Below are 22,140 nucleotides of genomic sequence, written 5' to 3'. Positions count from 1 at the left end.
CCCCCCCCTGATCGAGGAGCTGCCCGTGGCATCCGATTCCGCTCCGGCGACTGCCCGCGACCGCGCCCGCTGGGCGCACTACCTTGCAAACGAACGGGCCGAGGCGGCCGTCTACCGTCACCTCGCCGCGCGCCGCGAGGGGGAGGAGCGGGACATCCTGCTCGCACTCGCCGACGCCGAGGGACGCCATGAGGCGCACTGGCTGGCGCTGCTCGGCGGCGAGCCGGAGCGACTGCCGCGCGCATCGGCATCGACGCGGCTGCTCGGCTGGATGGCGCGACGGTTCGGGTCGATCTTCGTGCTCGCCCTTGCTCAGCAGGCCGAGACGCGCTCGCCCTACGACGACGACCCCCACGCGACCCCGGCGATGCGCGCCGACGAGAAGATCCACAGCGAGGTCGTGCGGGGGCTCGCCGCGGCGGGACGTCGCAGGCTGTCGGGAACCTTCCGTGCCGCGGTGTTCGGGGCGAACGACGGTCTCGTGTCGAACCTCGCGCTCGTCATGGGCATCGGGGCGACCGGCGTCGACGCGCGCATCGTGCTGTTCAGCGGCATCGCGGGCCTGCTCGCCGGAGCCCTGTCGATGGGCGCGGGGGAGTTCGTCTCGGTGCGCTCGCAGCGCGAGCTGCTCGAGGCCACCGAGCCCAACAACTTCGGCGACGACGTGCTGCCCGATCTCGACCTCGACCAGAACGAGCTCGCCCTGATCTACCGCGCGCGGGGACTCGGTGACGCCGAGGCGACCGCGCGGGCACGTCTGGTGATCGAGACGGCGCGCACGGCGGACCGTGCGGTGCCCTACCGCCGGCCGCCGGAGGGCGCGGACACGCACGAGGTCGTGGGCAGCGCGTTCAGCGCGGCGCTCTCGAGCTTCCTGTTCTTCGCGTCGGGGGCGATCATCCCGGTGCTGCCGTGGCTGTTCGGGCTGCAGGGTCTTGCGGCCGTGCTCGTCGCGCTCGCGCTCGTCGGGGTGGCGCTGCTCGGCACCGGCGCCGCGGTGGGTCTCCTCTCGGGGGCGCCGCCGCTGCGCCGCGGTCTCCGACAGCTGGGCATCGGCTTCGGGGCCGCCGCGGTCACGTACGTCCTCGGGCTCCTGTTCGGGGTGGCGGGAATCTGAACCTTCGTTACTTTCAGATATGCTGAAGGTAACGAAAGGGGAGAGATGTCTCGGATGTCTCAGCGCGCCGTCTTCATCGCGGCGAGCGTCTATCTGGTGCTCGGACTCGCAGGCGGTGTGTACTTCCGTGAGATGACCAAGGGAACGCCGTTCGAATCGGGGGAGGGCACCCAGCTCGCCGTGCTCCACACGCATCTGCTGACCCTCGGCTTCCTCGCCATGCTCATCGTGCTCGTGCTCGACAAGGTGTACCGCCTCGGCCACAGCCGCTTCTTCGCGTGGTTCTTCTGGGTCTACAACGCGGGGCTCGTGCTGACTGTCGCCATCATGACCGTGCACGGCACGATGCAGGTGCTCGGCGTCCCGGCGAGCGCGGCGATCTCCGGAATCGCGGGCCTCGGGCACATCACGCTCGGAGCCGGTCTCGTGCTGCTGCTGTTCGCGATCAACGACGGCCTGCGCGGCCGGACCGCGCCCGCCACCACGATCGACTGACCCGTGCGCCGCGCTACCGGTCGATGCGAGGAGTGCGCCCGACAGCGCACCACGCCACCGCGTCGATGACGCCGCTCGGACCCGGCAGGAGTGCTCCGCAGCGGACGCGCAGCTCTGCTCGGGCGGCCGCGTCGAGGGTCGCGACGAAAGCGCCCGCGGGCCCGACGCCGAGTTCGTAGGGTCCCCACCAGTCGTCGACGCCCGTGTACGGAACGTGCACCTCGAGCTCGTGCTCGACCACCTCGACGAGTCCGTTCGACCGGAAGAGGTCGGCGATCTGGCCCCGACCTGTGCCGACGCCGCCCGTCTCGTCGTCGACGGTCGGGTCCATCTCGCGCGCCGCGTGCCAGAACAGCGACAGGGGCGCCCGCCCGCCGCCGAAGTCCCAGACCGATGCCGCGATCACGCCGCCCGGACGGGTGACCCGTGCCATCTCCCGAATGGCGGCGTGCGGGTCGCGCAGGAAGTTGACCACCAGCTGCGCGATGACGAGATCGAAGGCGTCATCGGCGAACGGGAGCGATTCGGCGTCTGCGACACGTGCATCGCAGCCGGGAAGCCGTTCGCGCAGCGCCTCGACGAAGGACGGGGAGGGGTCGACCGCGGCCACCGGCGTGACCCCCGGAGTCGCGGTGAGTGCCGCAGCGATCGCCCCGGGACCCGCACCGACATCGAGCGCTCGCACACCATCGAGCTCGCCCACGACGTCCAGCGTGCGCTGGGCGAGCGGCTCCGAGTAGCGTCCCATGAACCGCTGATAAGCCTCGGCCGGCACATCGAACGTCATCGCCCTTCCCTCCGTCGCGGCCCCGTCGCAGCAGGCTCGATGGGGCTCATCCTGCCTCTCCGCGGTCGTGGGCGCGACCCCTGGCGAGATCCGCAGCAACGGATGCGCCAACGACGAAGGCCCCCGTCTCCGGGGGCCTTCGTCGTGATGATGCTGAGGCATCCTGTGTGCGCGAGGGGGGACTTGAACCCCCACGCCCTATACGGGCACTAGCACCTCAAGCTAGCGCGTCTACCTATTCCGCCACCCGCGCATTGGGTGATGTGTGGTCTTGCAACCGAGGGTCGAGCCTAGCATGCTCCACGCGGCGTCACGAACCGGGCGGGCCCTCGCCGAGCGGGTAGCCTGGGGCGCATGACTGCAGCCGAGCCGGGGGAGCTGCCGGAGGTCATCCGGCTCGCCCGCGATCTGATCCGCATCGACACCACCAACTGGGGTGGCGGACGCAGCGAAGGCGAGCGCGAGGCGGCCGAGTTCGTCGGCGCGTACCTCGAGGAACTCGGACTCGAGACCCGCTACTTCGAGCCGATCGCGCGCCGCACGAACGTGTCGGCGCGAGTACCGGGTCGTGATCGGTCGAAGCCTGCCCTCGTCGTGCACGGGCACCTCGATGTCGTCCCGGCGATGGTCGACGACTGGAGCGTCGACCCGTTCGCCGGTGAGATTCGCGACGGATACCTCTGGGGTCGCGGTGCCGTCGACATGAAGAACATGGACGCCATGATCCTCACGTCCGTCGCCGACATCCTGCGCGCCGGAGAACAGCCCGAGCGCGACCTGATCGTGACGTTCTTCGCCGACGAGGAGAACGGTGGCGTCGAGGGCTCGGCGCTCGTCGTGCGAGACCGCCCCGAGTGGTTCAGCGGTGCGACCGAGGCGATCAGCGAGGTCGGCGGGTTCTCCATCGATGTCGCCGGACGCCGGGCGTACCTGCTGCAGGTGGGGGAGAAGGCGCTGCTGTGGGTGCGGCTGGTGGCGCGCGGCGCCGCCGGACACGGCAGCCGGTGGCATCCGGACAACGCCGTCACCCGGCTCGCCGAGGCCGTCGCGGCGCTGGGGCGCGCCCCGTGGGAGGTGCGCCTCACCGAGACGACCGCGGCGCTTCTCGCGGCGGTCGCCGACCTCACCGGAGCAGACGTCGATGACCCGGATGCCGCGGCCGACCTGTTCGGTCCGGCCGCAGCGTTCATCCGGCCGAGCCTGCGCACAACGGCGAACCCGACAGGACTCGCCGGCGGTTACAAGCACAATGTGATCCCTGATCGTGCGGAGGCGACCGTCGACATCCGGGTCCTGCCCGGAACCGAGGACGAGGTGCTCGCCGAGGTGCAGCGGATCGTCGGGGATGACATCGCCATCGAGATCGTCGTGCGCGACATCGGTCTGGAGACCCCCTTCTCCGGCTCGCTCGTCGACGCGATGGTCGCGAGTCTTCAGGATGCCGATCCGGGTGTTCCCGTCGTCCCCTACCTGCTCGGCGCGGGCACCGACAACAAGGCGCTCTCCCGCCTCGGGATCGCCGGCTACGGCTTCGCGCCGCTGAGGTTGCCGAGCGGGTTCGATTTCACCGGTATGTTCCATGGTGTCGACGAACGCGTGCCGCTTGATGCGCTGACGTTCGGTCAGGATGTGCTGACCCGCCTGCTGCGCACCTACTGATCCACCGCGCCGCCTCCCGCCCCACCCCCAACGGAAGACGACCATGAGCCACTTGTTCGAAGCGATCATCCTCGGCCTCGTCCAGGGGCTCACCGAGTTCCTGCCGGTTTCCTCCAGTGCGCACCTGCGCATCCTGGGAGCGTTCCTCCCCGGCACCGAGGACCCGGGCGCCGCCTTCACCGCCATCACGCAGATCGGCACCGAGGCGGCCGTCGTGCTGTTCTTCTGGCGCGACATCGTAAGGATCGTCAGCCGGTGGGCGCTCTCCATCGTCGGGCGCGCGCCGCGCAACGATCCCGATGCGCGCATGGGCTGGCTCATCATCCTGGGGTCGATTCCGATCGTCGTGCTGGGCATCCTGTTCCAGAACCAGATCGAGACCGTGTTCCGCTCCCTCTGGCTGGTCGCCGGCATGCTCATCCTGTTCGGCGTGCTCCTCGGCATCGCGGACGCGATCGGCGCACGCCGGCGACGTCTGGATCAGCTCACCGTCGGCCACGGCGTGATCTACGGCCTGGCCCAGGCTCTCGCCCTCATCCCCGGTGTCTCCCGCTCGGGCGGGACGATCACGGCCGGTCTGCTGATGGGCTACGAGCGCGCCGCGGCGGCTCGCTACGCCTTCCTTCTCGCGATCCCGGCGGTGTTCGGCTCGGGCTTCTATCAGCTGTACAAGGTCGTGAAGGAGCCGGAGGTGAACCCGCCGTTCACCCTGCTCGAGACGGGCCTCGCGACGGTGATCGCGTTCGTCGTCGCCCTCGTGGTCATCAAGTACTTCATGGCGTTCATCTCGAAGCGCAGCTTCCTGCCCTTCGTCATCTACCGCGTGGCGCTCGGCGCCTTCGTGATGGTCATGCTCGCGACGGGCGTCATCGCCGCCTGAGCGGCATCGGGCGCTCTCAGCGCTGCGGCCCGCCGCGGCCGGGCCGGTCGTCGCCGCGCTTGCGCAGGTACTGCTCGAACTCACGGGCGATCGCATCGCCGGACGCCTCCGGGGAGTCCCACGCGTCGCGGGTGCGCTCGAGGCCGCGGATATACTCCGTCATCTCCTCGTCGTCGGCCGCGGCCGCGTCGATGGACGCCTCCCACGCGGCGGACTGCGTCGCCAGGTCACCGCGGTCGATCTTCGCCCCGGTGAGGTCCTCGAGGCGGTCGAGAAGTGCGAGGGTCGCCTTGGGCGACGGCGAGTGACCGGCGACGTAGTGCGGCACGCTCGCCCAGAGCGAGGCTGTCGGGATGCCGGCGGTGTCGGCGGCCTGACCGAGGACGCTGAGGATGCCGACCGGCCCCTCATAGGTCGTGCGGTCGAGGTCGAGAGTATGACGCAGCTGCTCGTTCTCGCTGCCCGCGAAGATCGAGATCGGACGGGAGTGGGGGACATCCGCCATCATCGAGCCGAGCGCGACCATGCCGGTGATGTCCTCACGCAGCGCGACGTCGATCAGCTCACCGGCGAACGCCTGCCAGGCCCGCGCCGGCTCGACGCCCGTGAGCAGCCAGAGCTGCGTGCCGCGCGTGGTCTGCGCGGGGCGCAGCAGCGTCGTCTCGGGCCAGGAGATGCGGCGCACACCGTCTTCGTCGGCGGCGATGCTCGGCCGGGTGTACTGGTAGTCGAAGTACAGCTCCGGGTCGACCGAGTAGACAGGTTCGTAGCCGCCGGTCTCGCGCAGACGGCTGACGGCCGCCGATGCCGCCTCGCCGGCGTCGTTCCATCCGTCGAAGGCGACGACCAGCACGCGTCGACCGAGTCCGTCCACCGGGCCCCTCTCGTTGCCTCCACGGCGCCAGGACGGCGCTCGCGGTCACACCAGGATAGGCGTCTCGGGCCCGTGACGGGCCGTGGCCGCGCGCGCCGCGCCGGTAGCATGGCCGGGTGAATCACCCCGCACCCGCCGCCGTGCTCTGGGACATGGACGGCACCCTCGTCGACACCGAGCCGTACTGGATGGCCGCAGAGACCCCGCTGGTCGAGAGCTACGGCGGCAGCTGGTCGCACGAGCAGGCGCTGCAGCTGGTCGGCCTCGGGCTCGACCAGTCGGCTCGGATCCTCCAGGACGCCGGGGTGCGCATGAACGAGGGCGCGATCATCGACCACCTGACCGAAACCGTGATGGGCGACCTGCGCACGACCGGTGTGCCGTTCCGTCCCGGTGCCCGTGAGCTCCTGTCGGAGCTGCGCGCGGCCGGGGTGAAGACGGGCCTCGTGACGATGTCGCTGCGGCGGATGGCGACTCACGTCGTCGAGTTGATCGACTTCGACGCATTCGACGTCATCGTCGCCGGCGACGATGCGACCCGCCCGAAGCCGCATCCCGACCCCTATCTGCAGGCGTGCGAGCTGCTCGATGTCGCCCCCGAGGACGTGGTGGCGATCGAGGACTCGCCGAACGGGCTGCGCTCCGCTATCGCCGCCCGCACGACGACGGTCGGCGTCCCGCTGATGGTCTCGCTCGCGGGCGTCGGCGCTCACGTCCTCTGGCCCTCCCTCGAGGGGCGGGGCCTCGCCGACCTGGCCGAGGTCCACGCCGCACGCCGCGCCCGCGAGGTGCGCGCGTGAGCCTCGGTCGCGGTCCGTTCGCGTACGGAGATCGCGTGCAGCTCACCGGCCCGAAGGGGCGCCTGTCGACGGTGACCCTCCGCGAGGGGGGCGAACTCCATTCCCATCACGGCGTGCTGCGCCACGCCGACATCGTCGGCCAGCCCGACGGTTCGGTGCTCGTCAACAGCCACGGCTCCGAATACCTGGCGCTGCGACCCTTGCTGCGGGACTTCGTGATGTCGATGCCGCGCGGTGCCGCGATCGTCTACCCGAAGGACGCCGCGCAGATCCTCGCTCAGGCCGACGTGTTCCCCGGATGCGTCGTGGTCGAGGCGGGCGTCGGCTCCGGCGCGCTCTCGCTGTGGCTGCTGCGGGCGATCGGTCCGACCGGGCGTCTCGTCTCTTTCGAGAGGCGTGGGGAGTTCGCCGACGTCGCGCGGGCGAACGTCGAGACCTTCCTCGGGGAGTCGCCGGCTTCATGGCAGATCGTCGAAGGCGACCTCGCCGAGGAGCTCCCGCGCGCGGTGGAGCAGGCATCTGTCGACCGTGTCGTGCTCGACATGCTCGCGCCGTGGGAGTGCATCGACGTCGCGGCCGACGCGCTCGTTCCCGGGGGCGTGCTCGTCTGCTACGTCGCCACGGCGACGCAGCTCAGCCGTGTGGCGGAGTACCTGCGCGCGACGGGTGCGTTCACCGACCCGGAGTCGAGCGAGACGATGGTGCGCGGCTGGCACGTCGAGGGTCTCGCGGTACGCCCCGACCACCGGATGGTGGCGCACACCGGATTCCTGATCTCCGCGCGGCGCCTCGCTCCGGGTGCGGTGCCGCCGGACGTGCGGCGGCGCGCCCTCAAGAAGCCCTCCTATGCGGACGAGGACGTCGAGGTCTGGACCCCGGGTGCGGTCGGCGACCGGGAGATCACGGACAAGAATCTGCGCAAGCGCGTGCGGGAGGCGCAGCGCGCCGCCGACGCCAAGCTGCGCGAGGCGGGCGCGTCGGAGAGCGACCAGTCGCCCGCATAGACTGATCCGGTGCGCAGAACCCTCGCCGCGGCCGCCGCTTTCGGCCTCGCCGCCCTCGCCCTGACCGGATGTGCGACCGCGTCCGCGCCGACGTGCGCCCGCACGACGAACCCGGGCAACCTCGCGTCCCTGGTGCAGGTCTCCGGTGACTTCGCGAAGAAGCCGACCGTCGACATCTCGTCGCCGCTCAGCCCCGGGGACGGCCAGTTCGTCGACCTCACGACGGGCACGGGAACCGAGATCGTGAGCGACGACCAGCTCGTCGGTCTCGCCGTCGACCTGTTCAGCGCGAAGACCGGCAAAGAGATCGTGACCGCGGGCTACGGGTCGACAGGTCCCACGATCACCCCGGTGTCCACATGGGTCCAGACCGTTCCCGGGTTCGAGGCGGCGCTGAAGTGCGCAGGCGAGGGAACGCGCATGATCGTGGGTCTGACCCCGACTGAGCTCGGTTCGTCGACGGCCTCGCTCGGCCTCGCCGCCGACGAGTCGGCGATCGCGGTCATCGACGTGCAGAAGGTGTATCTCTCGCGTGCCGACGGCACGCCCGTCTTCAACGACGGCCACAACCTCCCCGTCGTCGTGCTCGCCCCCTCCGGGCAGCCCGGCGTGACGATCCCCAAGACCGACCCGCCGACCTCGCTGGTCGTGCAGACGCTCCAGAAGGGCACCGGCGCGACCGTCGGCGACAAGGACACGGTGCGGGTCGCTTACACCGGACTCACCTGGGCCGACGGAAAGGTCTTCGACTCCTCGTGGGGATCGACCCCGGCCTCGCTCTCCATGACCGGAATCGTCCCGGGCCTGGCGACGGCGCTGAAGGGTGCGACCGTCGGCTCGCAGATCCTCGCGGTGATTCCGCCGTCCGACGGGTACGGATCGACCGCGACGGGCCAGATACCGGCGAACTCGACGCTCGTGTTCGTGGTCGACATCCTCGGGATCGACGCCACGCAGTGAGCCGCGGCCACGGGGACATCCTGCGACCATAGGATGTCCTCGTGCCGAACACAGGATCGAAAGTCGCGCCCGAGGAGCGGCTCGTGAACCTGGTCGTGGCGCTGCTTGCGACCGACCAGGGGCTCACGAAGGACACGATCCTGGGCTCGGTCTCGGGGTATCGCGAGCAGTCCGAGGCGGGAGCGTCGAAGGATGCGCTCGAGAAGATGTTCGAGCGTGACAAGGAGAGCCTGCGCTCGCTCGGCGTGCCGATCGAGACGCTCGGCGACTACGCCGATCCCGATGATCTCCGCGAGGCCCGGTACCGCATCGCCACCGACGACTACGCGCTGCCCGACGAGGTATCGCTGACGGCGGCGGAGGCGGCCCTCCTCGACCTCGCGGGCACGGTGTGGCACGAGACATCCCTCTCGGTCGACGCCCGCGCAGGCTTGCGCAAGATCCGCGCCCTCGGCATCCCCACGACGGAGCCGTTGGGGGCCTACGCGCCCCGGATCAGCGTTCGGGATGCCGCGTTCGCGCCGTTGCAGCGCGCGATCGAGACCGCGCGCGTCGTGGCGTTCGACTACCTCAAGCCCGGTGAGCATGCCCCCCGGGCTCGTCGCGCGCGCCCCCTGGCGCTGCTGGAGTACGAGGCGCGCTGGCATCTCCACGCCCATGACCTCGACGCGGATGCGCCTCGCACCTTTCTGCTCTCGCGCATCGTCGGCGAGGTCGCGGTGACGCGGGTCTCGTTCGATCCCGGTCTGCGCGCCGGTGCGGGGGAGCGGGCGCGCGCTCTGCTGGACGAGCTCGCCGCGTCGCAGAGCGCCCTCGTCGAGGTGCACCCGGGCACCGAGGCCGCGTTGCGGCTCGCCCGGCGCGCCTCGCCGGCGGCCCAGGGGCTGCGCATCCCGTTCGTCGATGCGCACGTGCTCGCGGACGAACTCGCCTCCTACGGTCCCGAGGTGCGCGTCGTCGAGCCCGCCGAACTGCGCCGCCTCGTGGTCTCGCGACTTCGCGCGGCGCTCGCCCGCAGCGGAGGTTCCGCATGACCGACGCCCGTCCGCCGCTCGTCGCCACCGACCGCGCCGCGCTCATCCTGCAGCTCGTGCCCTACTTGATCGAGCACGGCGAGGTGAGCGTCGCCGAGGCCGCCGCCGACTTCGACGTGTCCGAGACGCAGATGCGTCAGATCGTGGAGAAGCTCACCGTCATCGGCCGCCCGGGTGACGGCGGCTACTGGCAGCTGCCCCACGACCTGTTCGACATCGACTGGGATCTGCTCGACGAGCAGGACCGCATCGCGATCACCCACACCGTGGGACTCGAACGCGCCCCGAAGCTGACCGCGCGGGAAGCGGCGGCGCTCCTCGCCGGGCTCCAGGTCGTCGCCGCCGTCCCGGGAGTGGGGGAGGGCGACCTCATGCGGGGACTGCTCGCCAAGCTCGCGCGCGGGGCGGCGACCGCCCCCGCCGAGCTCGTGCTCACCCCGGCACCCGTCGACGCGGTGCGGCGCTCGATCGATGATGCGCTGACGCGGGGAGTCGCGGCATCCTTCACGTACAAGACCCCCGAGGGTGCACCGACGGTGCGCACGGTCGACCCCGTCAAGGTGCACATCACCGGCGGTGAGTGGTATCTGCAGGGCTGGTGTCACCTGCGCCGGGCGATGCGCACGTTCAATCTCGACCGGGTGAGCGATGTCGCGCTCACCGACATCCCGATCACCCACTCGGGCGAGCCGGTCCCCCCGCTGTTCGAGCCCGGCGGCGATGATGCGACCGCGACGATCCGCTTCGCGGAGCGACTCACGCCGCTGCTCGGCGAATACCTCTCGTACGCCGACGTCGCGTGCGTCGACGGTGTCTGCACCGCGACGATGCGCATCGGCGATCCGCGCAGCCTGCGTCGCCTGGTCACCCGCCGCGGCGGCGACGTCGAGATCCTTGCGCCCGAGAGCGCGCGTCGCGCGGCCCGCGACTGGGCGGCGGCGGCGCTCGCGCAATACGATCCCGCCTGAGTCGATCGTTCACAGGATTCGCAGAGACGAATCCGGGGCGTCACGGCGTCGCCGGGTGCACGCGAGGCTAGACTCGGGGAAACACGCCTGCGGTGAGGAGAATCATGGGCATCTTCGGTAACGCATTCGGGTGGCCCCACCTGCTGATCCTGGTGCTGATCATCGTCCTGCTGTTCGGCGCCGCCAAGCTTCCCGCTCTCGCGAAGAGCCTCGGCCAGTCGGCCCGCGTCTTCCGCGGCGAGATGAAGGCACTCAAGGACGACGAGAAGAAGGATGCCGCGGCATCCGCGACCTCGGAGTCCACCGAGGCGCCCGGTTCGACCCCGGCCTCGCCGTCGAGCACGAACTCGTCCTCGACGACCTCCTGAACCGGTGACCGCGGCCGACCTGCCGCGCATCGGCGAGCCCGGCGGCCCGAAGCGCGACAAGCGCATGTCGCTGGGTCAGCACTTGCGCGAGCTGCGCAAGCGCATCGTCTTCGCGCTGATCGGGCTCGTGGCCGGCATGGTGATCGCGGCGTTCCTCACCGATCCGATCATCGCGCTGCTGACCCACCCGATCGCCGTCGTGGCCGAGTCCCGCGGCAATGACCTCGCGGCCCTCAACTTCAACTCGATCACGGCGGGCTTCGATCTGCGACTGCGCATCGCCTTCGCCGTCGGCATCATCCTGTCGGCGCCGGTCTGGATCTGGCAGGTGTGGGCGTTCATCATGCCCGGCCTCACCCGCAAGGAGATGCAGTACACGATCGGCTTCATGCTGGCGGCGATCCCGCTCTTCTTCGGCGGATGCGCGGTCGGGTGGCTGATCATGCCGCACATCATCGAACTGATGTCGGGGCTCGTGCCCGAGCAGGGGGCGCTGTTCCTGCAGTACGACTACTACTACGACTTCGTGTTCAAGCTGCTGCTGGTCGTGGGCATCGCGTTCGTGCTGCCGGTGTTCCTCGTGGCGCTGAACCTGTCGGGCATCGTCAGCGGTCGCGCGATCTTCAAGGGCTGGCGCATCGCCGTGCTCGTGGCCGCCGTGTTCGCGGCGGTCGCGACCCCCGCCGCCGACATCACCTCGATGCTGCTGCTCGCGGGCATCCTCATCGTGCTGTACATCGCCGCCGCGTCGGTGTCGGTGCTGTTCGACTGGCGCAAGGCCCGGCGCGTCCGGCTCGATCTCGCCGGGCCGGAGGCGTGAGCGCCCCCGACGCGGGGCACGCGTCGCGCCGGGACGGCGAGTCGGGGCATCCGGTCACCGACGAGTTCGCGGCGATGCAGCGGTTCCGGCTCGATCCGTTCCAGCTCGAGGGATGCCGCGCCCTCGAAGAGGGTCGCAGCGTGCTGGTCGCCGCGCCGACCGGTGCTGGCAAGACGATCGTCGGCGAGTTCGCGGTGCACCTCGCGATGCGGGAGCCGTCGGACAAGGCGTTCTACACGACCCCGATGAAGGCGCTGTCGAACCAGAAGTTCCGAGAGCTGCAGGACGTCTACGGCCCCGAGAACGTCGGCCTGCTCACCGGTGACACGAACATCAACGGGAATGCCCGCGTCGTGGTGATGACGACCGAGGTGCTGCGCAACATGCTCTACGCCGACTCGCCCGCGCTGCGCGACCTGCGCTACGTCGTGATGGACGAGGTGCACTTCCTCGCCGACCGCTTCCGCGGCGCGGTGTGGGAGGAGGTCATCATCCACCTGCCGCGCCGAGTGCGGCTCGTGTCACTGTCGGCGACGGTCTCCAACGCGGAGGAGTTCGGCGATTGGCTCGACACTGTGCGCGGTGAGACGGACATCATCGTGTCGGAGAACCGGCCCGTGCCGCTCGAGCAGCACGTGCTCGTGCGCGGCGATCTGCTGCCGCTGTTCGACGATCGTGCGGGCGTCGCCGCCGCGCAGGTGAATCGCGAACTGCTGCGGATGCGGTCGGGCTCTGGCGTCGCGCAGGAGAACAATCGCCGCCTGCAGGCGCACCGACAGGGTGGGAACGGCGGCCGAGGCGCGCGCTTCGTGCACCACGGCAACCCGCGCCGCGCCGAGCGCATCGATCGCCCGCACGTCGTGGACCTGCTCGAGAGGGCCACGCTGCTGCCGGCGATCTTCTTCATCTTCAGCCGGGTGGGCTGCGACGCCGCCGTGCAGCAGGTGCGTCGCTCGGGGCTGCGGTTGACGACCGCCGAGGAGCGTGCGGAGATCCGCCGGGTCGTCGACGAGCGCACCCGCCTGCTCGCCGACGAGGATCTCGCCGTGCTCGGAGTGTGGGAATGGCGCGAGAACCTGGAACGCGGCATCGCCGCGCACCACGCCGGTCTCCTGCCGGCGTTCAAAGAGGTCGTCGAGGAGCTCTTCCAGCGCAAGCTCGTGAAGGTGGTGTTCGCGACCGAGACCCTCGCGCTCGGCATCAACATGCCGGCGCGCACCGTCGTGCTCGAGAAGCTCGAGAAGTTCAACGGCGAGGCGCGGGTGGCGATCACGTCGGGGGAGTACACACAGCTCACCGGGCGCGCCGGACGCCGGGGCATCGACGTCGAGGGGCACGCCGTCGTGCAGTGGACGGAAGGGATGGACCCGCAGGCCGTCGCGGCCCTGGCCTCCCGTCGCACCTACCCGTTGAACTCCAGCTTCCGCCCGACGTACAACATGGCGGTCAATCTCATCGACCAGTTCGGTCGTCCGCGTGCGAGGGAGATCCTCGAGTCGTCGTTCGCGCAGTTCCAGGCCGACCGATCCGTCGTCGGCGTCGCCCGGCAGGTCAAGGAGGCCGAGGCGTCGCTGGAGGGCTACCGCGAGGCGATGACCTGCGACCGCGGCGACTACGTCGCGTACTCGTCGATCCGTCGGGAGCTCAGCGACCTCGAGAAGATCAACCGACGGGATGCCACGGCTCCCCGCTCCCTGCGCGATCAGCGTCAGAAGCAGATCCAGCGGCTGCGCACGTCGATGCAGCGGCATCCGTGCCATTCGTGCCCCGAGCGCGAGGATCACGCCCGCTGGGCGGAGCGCTACTGGAAGCTGCGCCGCGACACGGACCGCCAGCGTCGCCAGATCGAGTCGCGCACGGGCACCGTCGCGCGGGTGTTCGACCGGGTCGTCGATGTGCTCGAGGCCCTCGACTACGTGCGGGCGGGCGAGGACGGCACCGCGACGCTGACCGACGCAGGTCGCACGATGAGGCGCATCTACGGTGAGCGCGACCTCCTGGTCGCGGAAGCGCTGCGCACCCGCATCTGGGAAGGTCTGGATGCCGCGGCCCTCGCGGCGCTCGTGTGCGCCTTGGTGTACGAGCCGCGGCGTGACGAACGCGGCGCGGGGGAGGCGGGCCTGCCCCGCGGACGCTTCCGCGAGGCGCTCAGTGCCACGGAGACGCTGTGGCAGCGTCTCGACGATCTGGAGCAGGATCACCATCTGCCGGGCTCGGAGCCGCCCGCCCTCGGCCTCAGTCAGGCGATGCACTCGTGGGCCCGGGGCGCCCTGCTCGATCGCGTGCTCACCGAGGCCGACATGGCGGCAGGCGACTTCGTGCGGTGGGCCAAGCAGACGATCGATCTGCTCGACCAGCTCTCCCTCGTCGCCGACGGCGAGCTCGCTCGCACCGCCCGCGCGGCGTTGGATGCGGTGCGTCGCGGAATCGTCGCCTACGCCTCGGTCTGACGATGGGGCTCAGCGTGCGCGCGGGGATCGCCGCCTACAGTGATCGAGTGCCCGCGTCCCCGCCTCGCCTGTTCCCGCTGTGGCTCGCATCGCTGCTCTCGGTGGTCGCCGGCCTCGCACTTACGACGGCGTTCCCGTCGCTCGCATGGTGGCCGATGGCATTTCCCGCCGTCGTGCTGGCTCTCGCGACGCTCGTCGGTCGCGGCGTGTGGGGGAGCGTGCTGTGCGGGCTCCTCTTCGGGCTCTCGTTCTTCCTCGTGAACGTGTCGTTCACGGGTCGATACCTCGGACCGATCCCGTGGATCGCCCTGTCGGTGCTGGAGGCGGCGCTCGTCGCGATCGCGTCGATCCCGATCTCGCTCGCGTATCGGTGGATGCCGCGGCTCCTTCCCGGCCCGTGGGGCCGTACCCTCGTGCTCGCCCTGGTCGTCGCCGGTCTCTGGACCGCTCGCGAGGTGCTCGTCGGCACCTTCCCCTACGGCGGGTTCCCGTGGGCCCGCCTCGGCATGACCCAGGCCGACAGCCCCCTCGCGCGCGTCGCCTCGTGGACGGGGATCAGCGGGCTGACCTTTCTGATGGTGTTCGTGTGCGCGGCCGCGCTCGAGGTGATCCGGCTGCGACGGCGCGCCGTGTGGGCAGCGATCCCGGCGGCCGTCGTCGCGGTCGTGCTGTTCGCGCTGCCCGCCTTCCCGACGACGGCGAACGGCACGCTGCGGGTGGGCTGGGTGCAGGGCAACGGTCCCGCCGGGTACTTCGACTCCCGCACCGCCGACGCCGTTCTCGACGCGCAGCTGAAGGCGACGGCTCCCATCGCCAACGAGCGCATGGATGTCCTCCTCTGGCCCGAAGGCGGCGTCGACTCCGACCCCACCCACAACTCCGCCACGGCCGCCGTGCTCGATGCGGTGTCCGCCCAGGTGCAGGCGCCGCTGCTCATGAACGCGGCGACCGAGCGGGGCGCCGACGTCTTCAACAGCTCCATGATGTGGCTGGACGGGGCGGGGGCCACACAGACGTACGACAAGCGGCATCCCGTGCCGTTCGGCGAGTACGTGCCCGATCGCGACTTCTTCTACGCGCTCGCACCCGATCTCGTCGGACTCATCCAGCGCGGCTACACGCCGGGAACCGCCGCGCCGGTCATGTCGGTGGCAGGCACCACCGTCGGGCTCGCGATCTGCTTCGACGTGATCTACGACGACGTCGTCCACGATGCGGCGCGGGACGGGGCATCCGTCTACCTGCTGCAGACGAACAACGCAGACTTCCGCGGCACCGACGAAAACCTGCAGCAGCTGGCCTTCGCCCGCATGCGCGCCATCGAGACCGGGCGCGCCGTCGTCAACCTGTCGACCGTCGGCACGAGCCAGGTCATCGCCCCGGACGGCTCGGTGATCGCGGGCCTCGCGGCCGACGAGCCCGGGGCGGCGGTGACGGATGTCCCGCTGCGCACCGGGCTGACACCCGCCGTCGTCATCGGCGACGGCGTACAGGTCGTGCTCGTCGCCGGGTCGCTCGTCGCCCTCGTGGGGGCCGGTGGCGCGCTGCTGTGGCGCCGACGGAGGTACGCCAAGACGCCGGCTCCCGCAGGGGGAACCGGCGTCGACGTGGAGCGCGGTTAGGCGCTCTTCTTCGCGGTGCTCTCCGAGCCGCGGCGCTCGCGCAGGTACGCCAGGCGCTCCTCGAGGATCTCCTCGAGCTCGGGGATGGTGCGGCGTTCCAGGAGCATGTCCCAGTGGGTGCGGGGCGCCTTGTCGTCGCTGTGATCGATCGTCACGGTGCCCTCGCCCACGCGAAGCACGGCCTCACCGCCGCATGAGCGGCACTCCCAGGTCTCGGGAGCTTCGGCATCGGCCGCGAACGTCAGGGTGGTGTCCTTGCCGCAGACGCTGCAGACGTAGGTACGCTGCATGCGCTCATGGAGAATGACGCCCTCTTCGCTCTGTAGGCTCTGGGCGCCGAGTCGGATTCCGCGGAGGCTGCGATCTGCCATTGTGTGGTCCTCTCGTCGCTGTCGCTTGACTGGTATAACGCCATGACCTGGACGGATCATCCACGGCGCCCCAGCGGGGCCTGAACTCCCAGTGGTTCTCCAGGCCCGGTCACGACCGGGCGCGTCGCAGCAGGTGCAGTGCGGCGTCGGCCCGATCGGTCACGATCCCGTCGACGCCCAGCGTGACGAGGCGCGTCATCTCGCCCGGGTCGTTGATCGTCCATACGTGCACCTCGACGCTGTGCGCGTGGGCATCGTCGATCAGTCGACGGGTGACGACGGGCACCGGTCCCTGACGCACGGGAACCTGCAGCGCGTCGACCCCCGCGACCGCACGCCCGAACGCCCGGCGGAGCCGCACGGCGCTCGCTCCGACGGCACGCGCGACGACAGAGCTTCCCGCGGAGGTCGCGGGCTCTCCGCCCGCCGCCTCCGCCGCGGCGAGCGCCCGCCGCCGACGGGCATCGTCGAAGCTGGTCACCAGCACTCGCGCCGCGTGCGGAGCGACGAGGCGGCCCACAGGCTCGGCCGCGGCATCCGCCTTCACATCGAGGTTGAACCGCACGGTGGGGAACGCGTCGAGCGTGTCGGCGAGCACCGCGAGACCGCCGCGCTCCCGCATGAGCGCCTCGAGCTCGACGGTGGTCACCTCGGAGAGGCGCCGCGGGTCGCCCGTGACCCGGGAGAGGTCGCTGTCGTGGAAGAGCACGACGGTGCCGTCGGCGGTGAGGTGACAATCGGACTCGACGATGTCGGCACCGACAGCGTGGGCCGCCGCAATCGCGGCGAGGCTGTTCTCGGCGATGCCGGATGCGGCCGCCTCTGCCGTCACCAGGCCGCGGTGGGCCAACACGCGGGGGAGCGGCCCCGCGAGGAAGGGGTGCGTCACGCGGTCGGCTCTCCGGGCTTCGGCGCGGATGCCGCGGCGCGCCCGGCGGCGCCCGAGAACCCGCCCGCGATCTGGGAGAGGGCGTCGGTCAGCTCGCTCGGGATGATCCAGAGCTTGCTCGACGGGCTCTCGCTGATCTTCGGGAGCGTCTGCAGGTACTGGTAGGCCAGCAGCTTCTCGTCGGGGTTGCCCGCGTGGATCGCGTCGAACACGGCCTGGATGGCCTGCGCCTCGCCCTCGGCGCGCAGGATCTGCGCCTGCTTGTCACCCTCGGCCTTGAGGATCTCGGCCTGCCGGCGCCCCTCGGCCTCGAGGATCTGCGACTGCTTCGACCCCTCCGCCGTGAGGATCGCGGCGCGGCGGTCGCGCTCCGCGCGCATCTGCTTCTCCATCGAGTCCTGGATGGACACGGGCGGGTCGATGGCCTTCAACTCGACGCGCGAGACGCGGATGCCCCACTTGCCCGTGGCTTCGTCGAGCACGACGCGCAGCTGGCCGTTGATCTCGTCTCGGCTGGTGAGCGCCTCCTCGAGGTTGAGCCCGCCGACGACGTTGCGCAGGGTGGTGGTCGTGAGCTGCTCGACGGCGCCGAGGTAGTTCGCGATCTCGTAGGTCGCGGCCCGGGCGTCGGTCACCTGGAAGTACACGACGGTGTCGATCGAGACGACCAGGTTGTCCTCGGTGATCACCGGCTGCGGCGGGAACGACACGACCTGCTCGCGCATGTCGATGAGGGGGCGCAGCCGGTCGATGAACGGCACCAGCAGGTTCAGACCCGGGGCGAGGGTCTTGTGGTAGCGCCCGAGCCTCTCGACGACGCCTGCGGTCGCCTGCGGGATGATGCGCACGGCGCGGGAGAGCACCACGAGCACGAAGATGACGATCGCGATCGCGAGTCCCCAGCCGATCGCGACGGGGATGATGGAGTCGGGGTTCATACCGGGAGCCCTTCGGTGCGGCGGATGACATGGACGTGCGCCCCGGCGACGCGGTCGACGCTGACCTCGGTGCCGGGTTCGAGAACGGATGCCGCGTCGGCCCGCGCGCTCCAGATCTCGCCGTTCGCGAGCCGCACCTGGCCGCCGGTGGCGTCGATCGTGGCGACGACGCGTCCGGACATCCCGATGAGGGCGGCGACGTTGGTCGGCGTGGGGTCCTCGCCGCGCCGCAGGCGTCGCAGCAGCGGCGGCCGGATCAGCAGCAGCAGGAGCACGGCGACAACCGCGACGATCACGACCTGGAGCCAGAGCGGCGCGCCGGTGAGGGCTGAGACAAGGCCCGCGAGCGAGGCGATGCCGAACATCAGGAAGAGGAAGTCGAGGGTGAGCATCTCGACGACGAGAAAGACGGCGGCGAGCGCGATCCAGACGATCCAGGCGAACTGCGTGATCGCGGTGACGATGTCCATACGGGCCTCCTCGCTGTCTCGAGCCTAACAGCGGGAGGGCGTGCGCGAGCCGTTATCACCAGGCCGGATGACGGGTGGTTGGTAGGGTCGAAGGCGGCCCGCGGCATCCTCATCCGCGGCATTCGACACGTCATCCCAGGAGTCCTCCGTGACCGAGCACCTCGTTCCCCTTGCCCCCGGCAGCCTCGCCGGAAAGACCGCCCTCGTCACCGGGTCGTCGCGGGGGATCGGCGCCGACACCGTGCGCTACTTCGCCCAGGCGGGCGCCAACGTCGTCATCAACTTCCGCAACAAGGCCCCGCGGGCCGAGAAGCTCGCCGCCGAGCTGCGCGAGCTGGGCGTCGGCGCGCTCGTCGTCGGCGCCGACCTCACCGACCCGGCGTCCGTCGCGGCCATGTTCGAGGCGGCCGCGGCGGAGTTCGGCGGGCTCGACATCCTCGTGCTCAACGCCTCCGGCGGCATGGAGTCGGGCATGGCGCCCGACTACGCGCTGCAGCTGAACCGCGACGCCCAGGTCAGCGTGCTCACCACGGCGCTCCCGCACCTGAACGCCGAGGCGCGGATCGTGTTCGTCACGAGCCACCAGGCGCACTTCATCCGTACGACGCCCACCATGGCCGAGTACGAGCCGGTGGCGCTCTCGAAGCGCGCGGGCGAGGATGCGCTGCGCGCCTTCATCCCGACACTCGACGAGAAGGGGATCGGCTTCACCGTCGTCTCCGGCGACATGATCGAGGGCACGATCACCGCGACCCTGCTCGAGCGCGCGAACCCCGGCGCGATCGCCGCACGGCGTGACGACGCCGGCAAGCTCTACAACGTCGCCGAGTTCGCCGCCGAGGTCGCCCTCGCCGCCGTCGACCCGGTTCCGGCCGACAACACCCGACTCGTCGGAGACACGAGCTCATTCCTGGGGGAGTGACCATGCGTGCCGCAGACATCGAGAAGCTCGTCTCCGTCTCCCGGCCAGCCGTCGCTCCCGACGGTTCGTTCGCGGTCTACGCGACCTCGCGACCCGACGTCGCGGCCAACCGTGCCGTCGGGCAGCTGTGGCGTATCGACCTGCCCGGTGGCGCGCCGCGACGTCTCACCCGGGGCATCGCCGACCGTGCGCCGCGGCTGTCGCCCGACGGCACCGTGGTCGCGTTCCTGCGCGGGGACGCGAAGGGCTCGGCGCAGATCCACGTCGTGCCCGCACTCGGCGGCGAGCCCGTGCAGGTCACCGACGCACCGCTCGGCGTCAGCTCGTTCGTCTTCTCACCCGACGGCGGCACGTTCGCCTACCTCGCGCTCGTGCCCGAGAAGGGGCGGTACGGCACGGTCGACGGGCTGGGTGCGGCATCCGAGTCGCCCCGGCGCGTGACGGGCCTGCGCTGGCACGCCAACGGACTCGGGTACACGCTCGACCGCCCGTCGCACGTCTTCGTCGTGCCGGTGCCGGATGCCGCGGGCGAGCCGTTCTACGCCCCGGCCCCGCGCGTCGTGGCGGAGGGGGAGGAGCCGCCGACACCGCGGGTCGTGCCCGCGGAGGCCACGGCGCTGACCTCGGGGGCGGTGTGGCACGACCTGCTCGCGTTCACCCCGGACGGCACCGAGGTGATCACCTCGCCGTCGCCGATCGTCGACGAGCGCATCGACCTGCGCTCGCGGCTCGTCGCTGTGCGGGTCGACGGGGGAGGGGAGCGCGAGGTGCTCGGCCTCGACGCCGGCTACGCGATCGACGAGGTCGTCGCGTCACCCGACGGCGCGCTGTTCGTGCTCGGCCACACGCTCGGCGACTCCCACGTCGACTTCATCGCGCCGGGCGTCGCGCTCGGACTCGTCGACGAGGGATCGGTGCGGCTGCTCACCGACCCCGACGCGCTCGACCTCGGAGAGCCGGGCAGCGCGATCACCCTCGCCGGCGACGACGTGCTGGTGCAGAACCGCACCCGCGGGCGCGTCGAGCTGGTACGCGTCACCCGCGCGGGCGTGACGAGCGTGCTGCTGGCGGACGCCGAGGTCACGGGCGTCGGGGCGGATGCCGCGGGCGCCCGCGTGATCGCCGCGATCGCCGCCCCCGACACCTTCGGCGCTCTGGTCGAGATCGACGGCGACGGCGACCCCCGGCGCATCGTCGACCTCGGCGGCGAGCTGCGGGCGAGCGGCGTTGTGACCCCGGTCGAGACGCAGATCGCCGCCCGCGACGGCTACCCGGTGCACGGGTGGGTGGCGGTTCCCGAGGGTGACGGACCCTTCCCGGTGATCCTGCAGATCCACGGCGGACCGTTCGCCCAGTACGGCGTGCACGTGTTCGACGAGACCCAGGTGCTGGTGGACTCGGGCTACGCCGTCGTCTACTGCAACCCGCGCGGGTCGGCCGGCTACGGACGGGCGCACGGGCGCAGCATCCGTCAGGCGATGGGCACCGTCGACTTCACCGACGTGATCGACTTCCTCGAGGCGGCACTGGCGGCCGACGCGCGCCTCGACGGCACCCGCCTCGGCGTGCAGGGCGGCTCGTACGGCGGCTACCTCACGGCGTGGGTCATCGCGCACGACCACCGGTTCGCCGGCGCGATCGTCGAGCGCGGCTTCCTCGACCCGGAGGCGTTCGTCGGCACGAGCGACATCGGATCGTTCTTCGGGCAGGAGTACGTCGGCACGGATCCGGCGCTCGTCGCCTCGCAGAGCCCTGCCGCCGTGGCGCATCAGGTGCGTACGCCGACGCTCGTGCTGCACTCCGAGCTGGACTTCCGCTGCCCGCTCGAGCAGGCGACGCGGTACTACCTGTCGCTGCGCACGGCCGGCGTCGACGCCGAGATGCTCATCTTCCCCGGAGAGAACCACGAGCTCACGCGCGCGGGCCAGCCGCGTCATCGCGTGGAGCGCTTCGACGCGGTGCTCGACTGGTGGCGCCGGGTGCTGCCGACCGACTGAGCGGTCGCCGCACCCGGCGCCTCAGATCACGCGGACTTGCCGAAGGTGAAGGCGCGGATGATCTGCACGATGCCGAGCACGAGCAGTGACGCGCCGACGAAGATCCAGAGGAACGCCGCCCCGATCGCGGGGGAGAAGAGCAGCGTGATGCCGGCCAGCAGGCTGACGATCGCGTAGAAGATCGTCCAGCCGCGGCCCGACGAGCCGTCGAGCGTGGTGAGCGCGACGACGCCCTCGACGATCCAGGTGATGCCGACGAACACGCCGACGAACACCGCGAGGAAGATGGTCGCGCTCGTGAGGTTCGAGAACGCGACGATGCCGGCGGCGATGAACACGATGCCGAGCAGGATGTGGCCGATGCGCGACCAGAGCCCGCGCACCTTCGAGAAGATGCCGAGTCCGAGGTAGACGAGACCGGAGACGATCGCGTAGATCGCGATGATGACGGTGCCCACCGAGGCGGTCTTCAACGGCCAGACGAGGATCAGGATGCCGACGATCAGGGCGACGACGCCGCCGATGCCGAGGGCGGTGCGAATGCCGTTGACGGCGGTGTCGGCCGGAGTGGGAGCAGTAGTCATGATGCGTGCTTTCTGTGAGAAACCTGGGGACCCGTGGGCTCACTGTATCGCTCGCGCCGAACGCGGGGGAGAACGTGAAGAGCGGATGTCGCGACGTGACGCCGCGGCATCCGCTCTACACGGTGCGACGG

The 22,140-nt window shown here is 70.7% G+C and carries 22 protein-coding genes and 1 tRNA gene; 15 read left to right on the top strand and 8 right to left on the bottom strand.

The genetic code is table 11. The annotated features are described in order from the left end of the window. Positions 1 to 19: 19 nt before the first annotated feature. A complete protein-coding gene (locus BGO15_RS09105; protein ID WP_169815903.1) occupies positions 20 to 1,117 on the top strand; it encodes a VIT1/CCC1 transporter family protein in 1,098 nt (365 codons plus the stop codon). Positions 1,118 to 1,171: 54 nt separating this feature from the next. Continuing rightward, a complete protein-coding gene (locus BGO15_RS09100; protein WP_056209091.1) occupies positions 1,172 to 1,612 on the top strand; it encodes a DUF2871 domain-containing protein in 441 nt (146 codons plus the stop codon). 13 nt (positions 1,613 to 1,625) lie between these two features. Here the strand turns inward: BGO15_RS09100 and BGO15_RS09095 are convergent, their stop codons facing one another. Together BGO15_RS09095 and BGO15_RS09090 are read right to left on the bottom strand one after the other, a co-directional pair. Beyond that, entirely contained in the window at positions 1,626 to 2,399 is a 774-nt protein-coding gene (locus BGO15_RS09095; RefSeq protein WP_056209087.1) for a class I SAM-dependent methyltransferase, read from the bottom strand. A 168-nt stretch (positions 2,400 to 2,567) separates the two neighbouring features. Next, positions 2,568 to 2,652 (bottom strand) — tRNA-Leu (locus BGO15_RS09090). Positions 2,653 to 2,753: 101 nt separating this feature from the next. Between BGO15_RS09090 and BGO15_RS09085 the strand changes: the two genes are divergently transcribed. Further along, positions 2,754 to 4,058 carry a M20/M25/M40 family metallo-hydrolase gene (locus BGO15_RS09085; RefSeq protein WP_056518560.1) on the top strand — a complete coding sequence of 435 codons (1,305 nt, stop codon included), beginning with the start codon at positions 2,754 to 2,756 and terminating at the stop codon, positions 4,056 to 4,058. Between the two features lie 43 nt (positions 4,059 to 4,101). Beyond that, positions 4,102 to 4,938: an undecaprenyl-diphosphate phosphatase gene (locus BGO15_RS09080; protein WP_056518562.1), complete on the top strand. Its 837-nt coding sequence runs from the start codon at positions 4,102 to 4,104 to the stop codon at positions 4,936 to 4,938. Between the two features lie 16 nt (positions 4,939 to 4,954). On the opposite strand, the gene BGO15_RS09075 is transcribed toward BGO15_RS09080, so the two are convergent. Then, positions 4,955 to 5,812, bottom strand: a complete 858-nt coding sequence (locus tag BGO15_RS09075; RefSeq protein ID WP_056209081.1) for a PAC2 family protein — start codon at positions 5,810 to 5,812, stop codon at positions 4,955 to 4,957. Positions 5,813 to 5,928: 116 nt separating this feature from the next. On the opposite strand from BGO15_RS09075, the gene BGO15_RS09070 reads away from it, so the two are divergent. The 9 genes from BGO15_RS09070 (at position 5,929) to lnt (ending at position 15,838) form a co-directional block, all read left to right on the top strand. Then, positions 5,929 to 6,612: an HAD family hydrolase gene (locus BGO15_RS09070; protein WP_235557344.1), complete on the top strand. Its 684-nt coding sequence runs from the start codon at positions 5,929 to 5,931 to the stop codon at positions 6,610 to 6,612. Next, on the top strand, positions 6,609 to 7,616 hold the full coding sequence (locus BGO15_RS09065; protein ID WP_056209076.1) for a tRNA (adenine-N1)-methyltransferase: 1,008 nt from the start codon (positions 6,609 to 6,611) through the stop codon (positions 7,614 to 7,616). The genes BGO15_RS09070 and BGO15_RS09065 overlap by 4 nt, the downstream gene beginning before the upstream one ends. A gap of 9 nt (positions 7,617 to 7,625) precedes the next feature. After that, complete coding sequence (locus BGO15_RS09060; protein ID WP_056209075.1) at positions 7,626 to 8,576, top strand: FKBP-type peptidyl-prolyl cis-trans isomerase; 951 nt, start codon at positions 7,626 to 7,628, stop codon at positions 8,574 to 8,576. A 41-nt stretch (positions 8,577 to 8,617) separates the two neighbouring features. Continuing rightward, on the top strand, positions 8,618 to 9,610 hold the full coding sequence (locus BGO15_RS09055; protein WP_056209072.1) for a helix-turn-helix transcriptional regulator: 993 nt from the start codon (positions 8,618 to 8,620) through the stop codon (positions 9,608 to 9,610). Then, positions 9,607 to 10,578, top strand: coding sequence for a helix-turn-helix transcriptional regulator (locus BGO15_RS09050; RefSeq protein ID WP_056518563.1), 972 nt, complete (start codon positions 9,607 to 9,609; stop codon positions 10,576 to 10,578). Before BGO15_RS09055 ends, BGO15_RS09050 begins: the two co-directional genes overlap by 4 nt. A 104-nt stretch (positions 10,579 to 10,682) precedes the next feature. Further along, entirely contained in the window at positions 10,683 to 10,946 is a 264-nt protein-coding gene (gene tatA, locus BGO15_RS09045) for a twin-arginine translocase TatA/TatE family subunit (protein WP_045248132.1), read from the top strand. Positions 10,947 to 11,010: 64 nt separating this feature from the next. After that, positions 11,011 to 11,766 carry a twin-arginine translocase subunit TatC gene (gene tatC, locus BGO15_RS09040; RefSeq protein WP_056209249.1) on the top strand — a complete coding sequence of 252 codons (756 nt, stop codon included), beginning with the start codon at positions 11,011 to 11,013 and terminating at the stop codon, positions 11,764 to 11,766. A gap of 74 nt (positions 11,767 to 11,840) precedes the next feature. Continuing rightward, a complete protein-coding gene (locus BGO15_RS09035) occupies positions 11,841 to 14,216 on the top strand; it encodes a DEAD/DEAH box helicase (protein WP_082483197.1) in 2,376 nt (791 codons plus the stop codon). Between the two features lie 2 nt (positions 14,217 to 14,218). Next, the gene (lnt, locus tag BGO15_RS09030; protein WP_156454693.1) at positions 14,219 to 15,838 is read left to right on the top strand and encodes an apolipoprotein N-acyltransferase; all 1,620 of its coding nucleotides are present in this window, start codon (positions 14,219 to 14,221) and stop codon (positions 15,836 to 15,838) included. Here the strand turns inward: lnt and BGO15_RS09025 are convergent. The 4 genes from BGO15_RS09025 to BGO15_RS09010 form a co-directional block, all read right to left on the bottom strand. Next, positions 15,835 to 16,209: an RNA polymerase-binding protein RbpA gene (locus BGO15_RS09025; RefSeq protein ID WP_045248130.1), complete on the bottom strand. Its 375-nt coding sequence runs from the start codon at positions 16,207 to 16,209 to the stop codon at positions 15,835 to 15,837. The two genes, lnt and BGO15_RS09025, sit on opposite strands and share 4 nt — an antisense overlap. A 109-nt stretch (positions 16,210 to 16,318) precedes the next feature. Further along, positions 16,319 to 17,098, bottom strand: a complete 780-nt coding sequence (locus tag BGO15_RS09020) for a glycerophosphodiester phosphodiesterase family protein (protein WP_056209069.1) — start codon at positions 17,096 to 17,098, stop codon at positions 16,319 to 16,321. Then, positions 17,095 to 18,036 carry an SPFH domain-containing protein gene (locus tag BGO15_RS09015; protein WP_045248128.1) on the bottom strand — a complete coding sequence of 314 codons (942 nt, stop codon included), beginning with the start codon at positions 18,034 to 18,036 and terminating at the stop codon, positions 17,095 to 17,097. Before BGO15_RS09015 ends, BGO15_RS09020 begins: the two co-directional genes overlap by 4 nt. Then, entirely contained in the window at positions 18,033 to 18,506 is a 474-nt protein-coding gene (locus BGO15_RS09010; RefSeq protein ID WP_056209066.1) for an NfeD family protein, read from the bottom strand. The genes BGO15_RS09015 and BGO15_RS09010 overlap by 4 nt, the downstream gene beginning before the upstream one ends. Before the next feature lie 148 nt (positions 18,507 to 18,654). Here BGO15_RS09010 and BGO15_RS09005 point away from each other — a divergent pair, with 148 nt between their 5' ends. Further along, a complete protein-coding gene (locus tag BGO15_RS09005) occupies positions 18,655 to 19,428 on the top strand; it encodes an SDR family oxidoreductase (RefSeq protein WP_056209061.1) in 774 nt (257 codons plus the stop codon). 2 nt (positions 19,429 to 19,430) lie between these two features. After that, positions 19,431 to 21,425 (top strand): S9 family peptidase, encoded by a 1,995-nt coding sequence (locus BGO15_RS09000; protein WP_056209058.1) that lies wholly within the window; start codon positions 19,431 to 19,433, stop codon positions 21,423 to 21,425. Between the two features lie 26 nt (positions 21,426 to 21,451). Here BGO15_RS09000 and BGO15_RS08995 read toward each other — a convergent pair whose 3' ends face one another. After that, a complete protein-coding gene (locus BGO15_RS08995) occupies positions 21,452 to 22,009 on the bottom strand; it encodes an HdeD family acid-resistance protein (RefSeq protein ID WP_056209055.1) in 558 nt (185 codons plus the stop codon). Positions 22,010 to 22,140 lie beyond the last annotated feature (131 nt).

The sequence above is a fragment of the Microbacterium sp. 71-23 genome (assembly GCF_001897265.1).
Taxonomy (GTDB): Bacteria; Actinomycetota; Actinomycetes; order Actinomycetales; family Microbacteriaceae; genus Microbacterium; species Microbacterium ginsengisoli.
The sequence above is the reverse complement of the archived record's forward strand: the minus strand, read 5'-3'. Positions and strand labels throughout refer to the sequence as shown.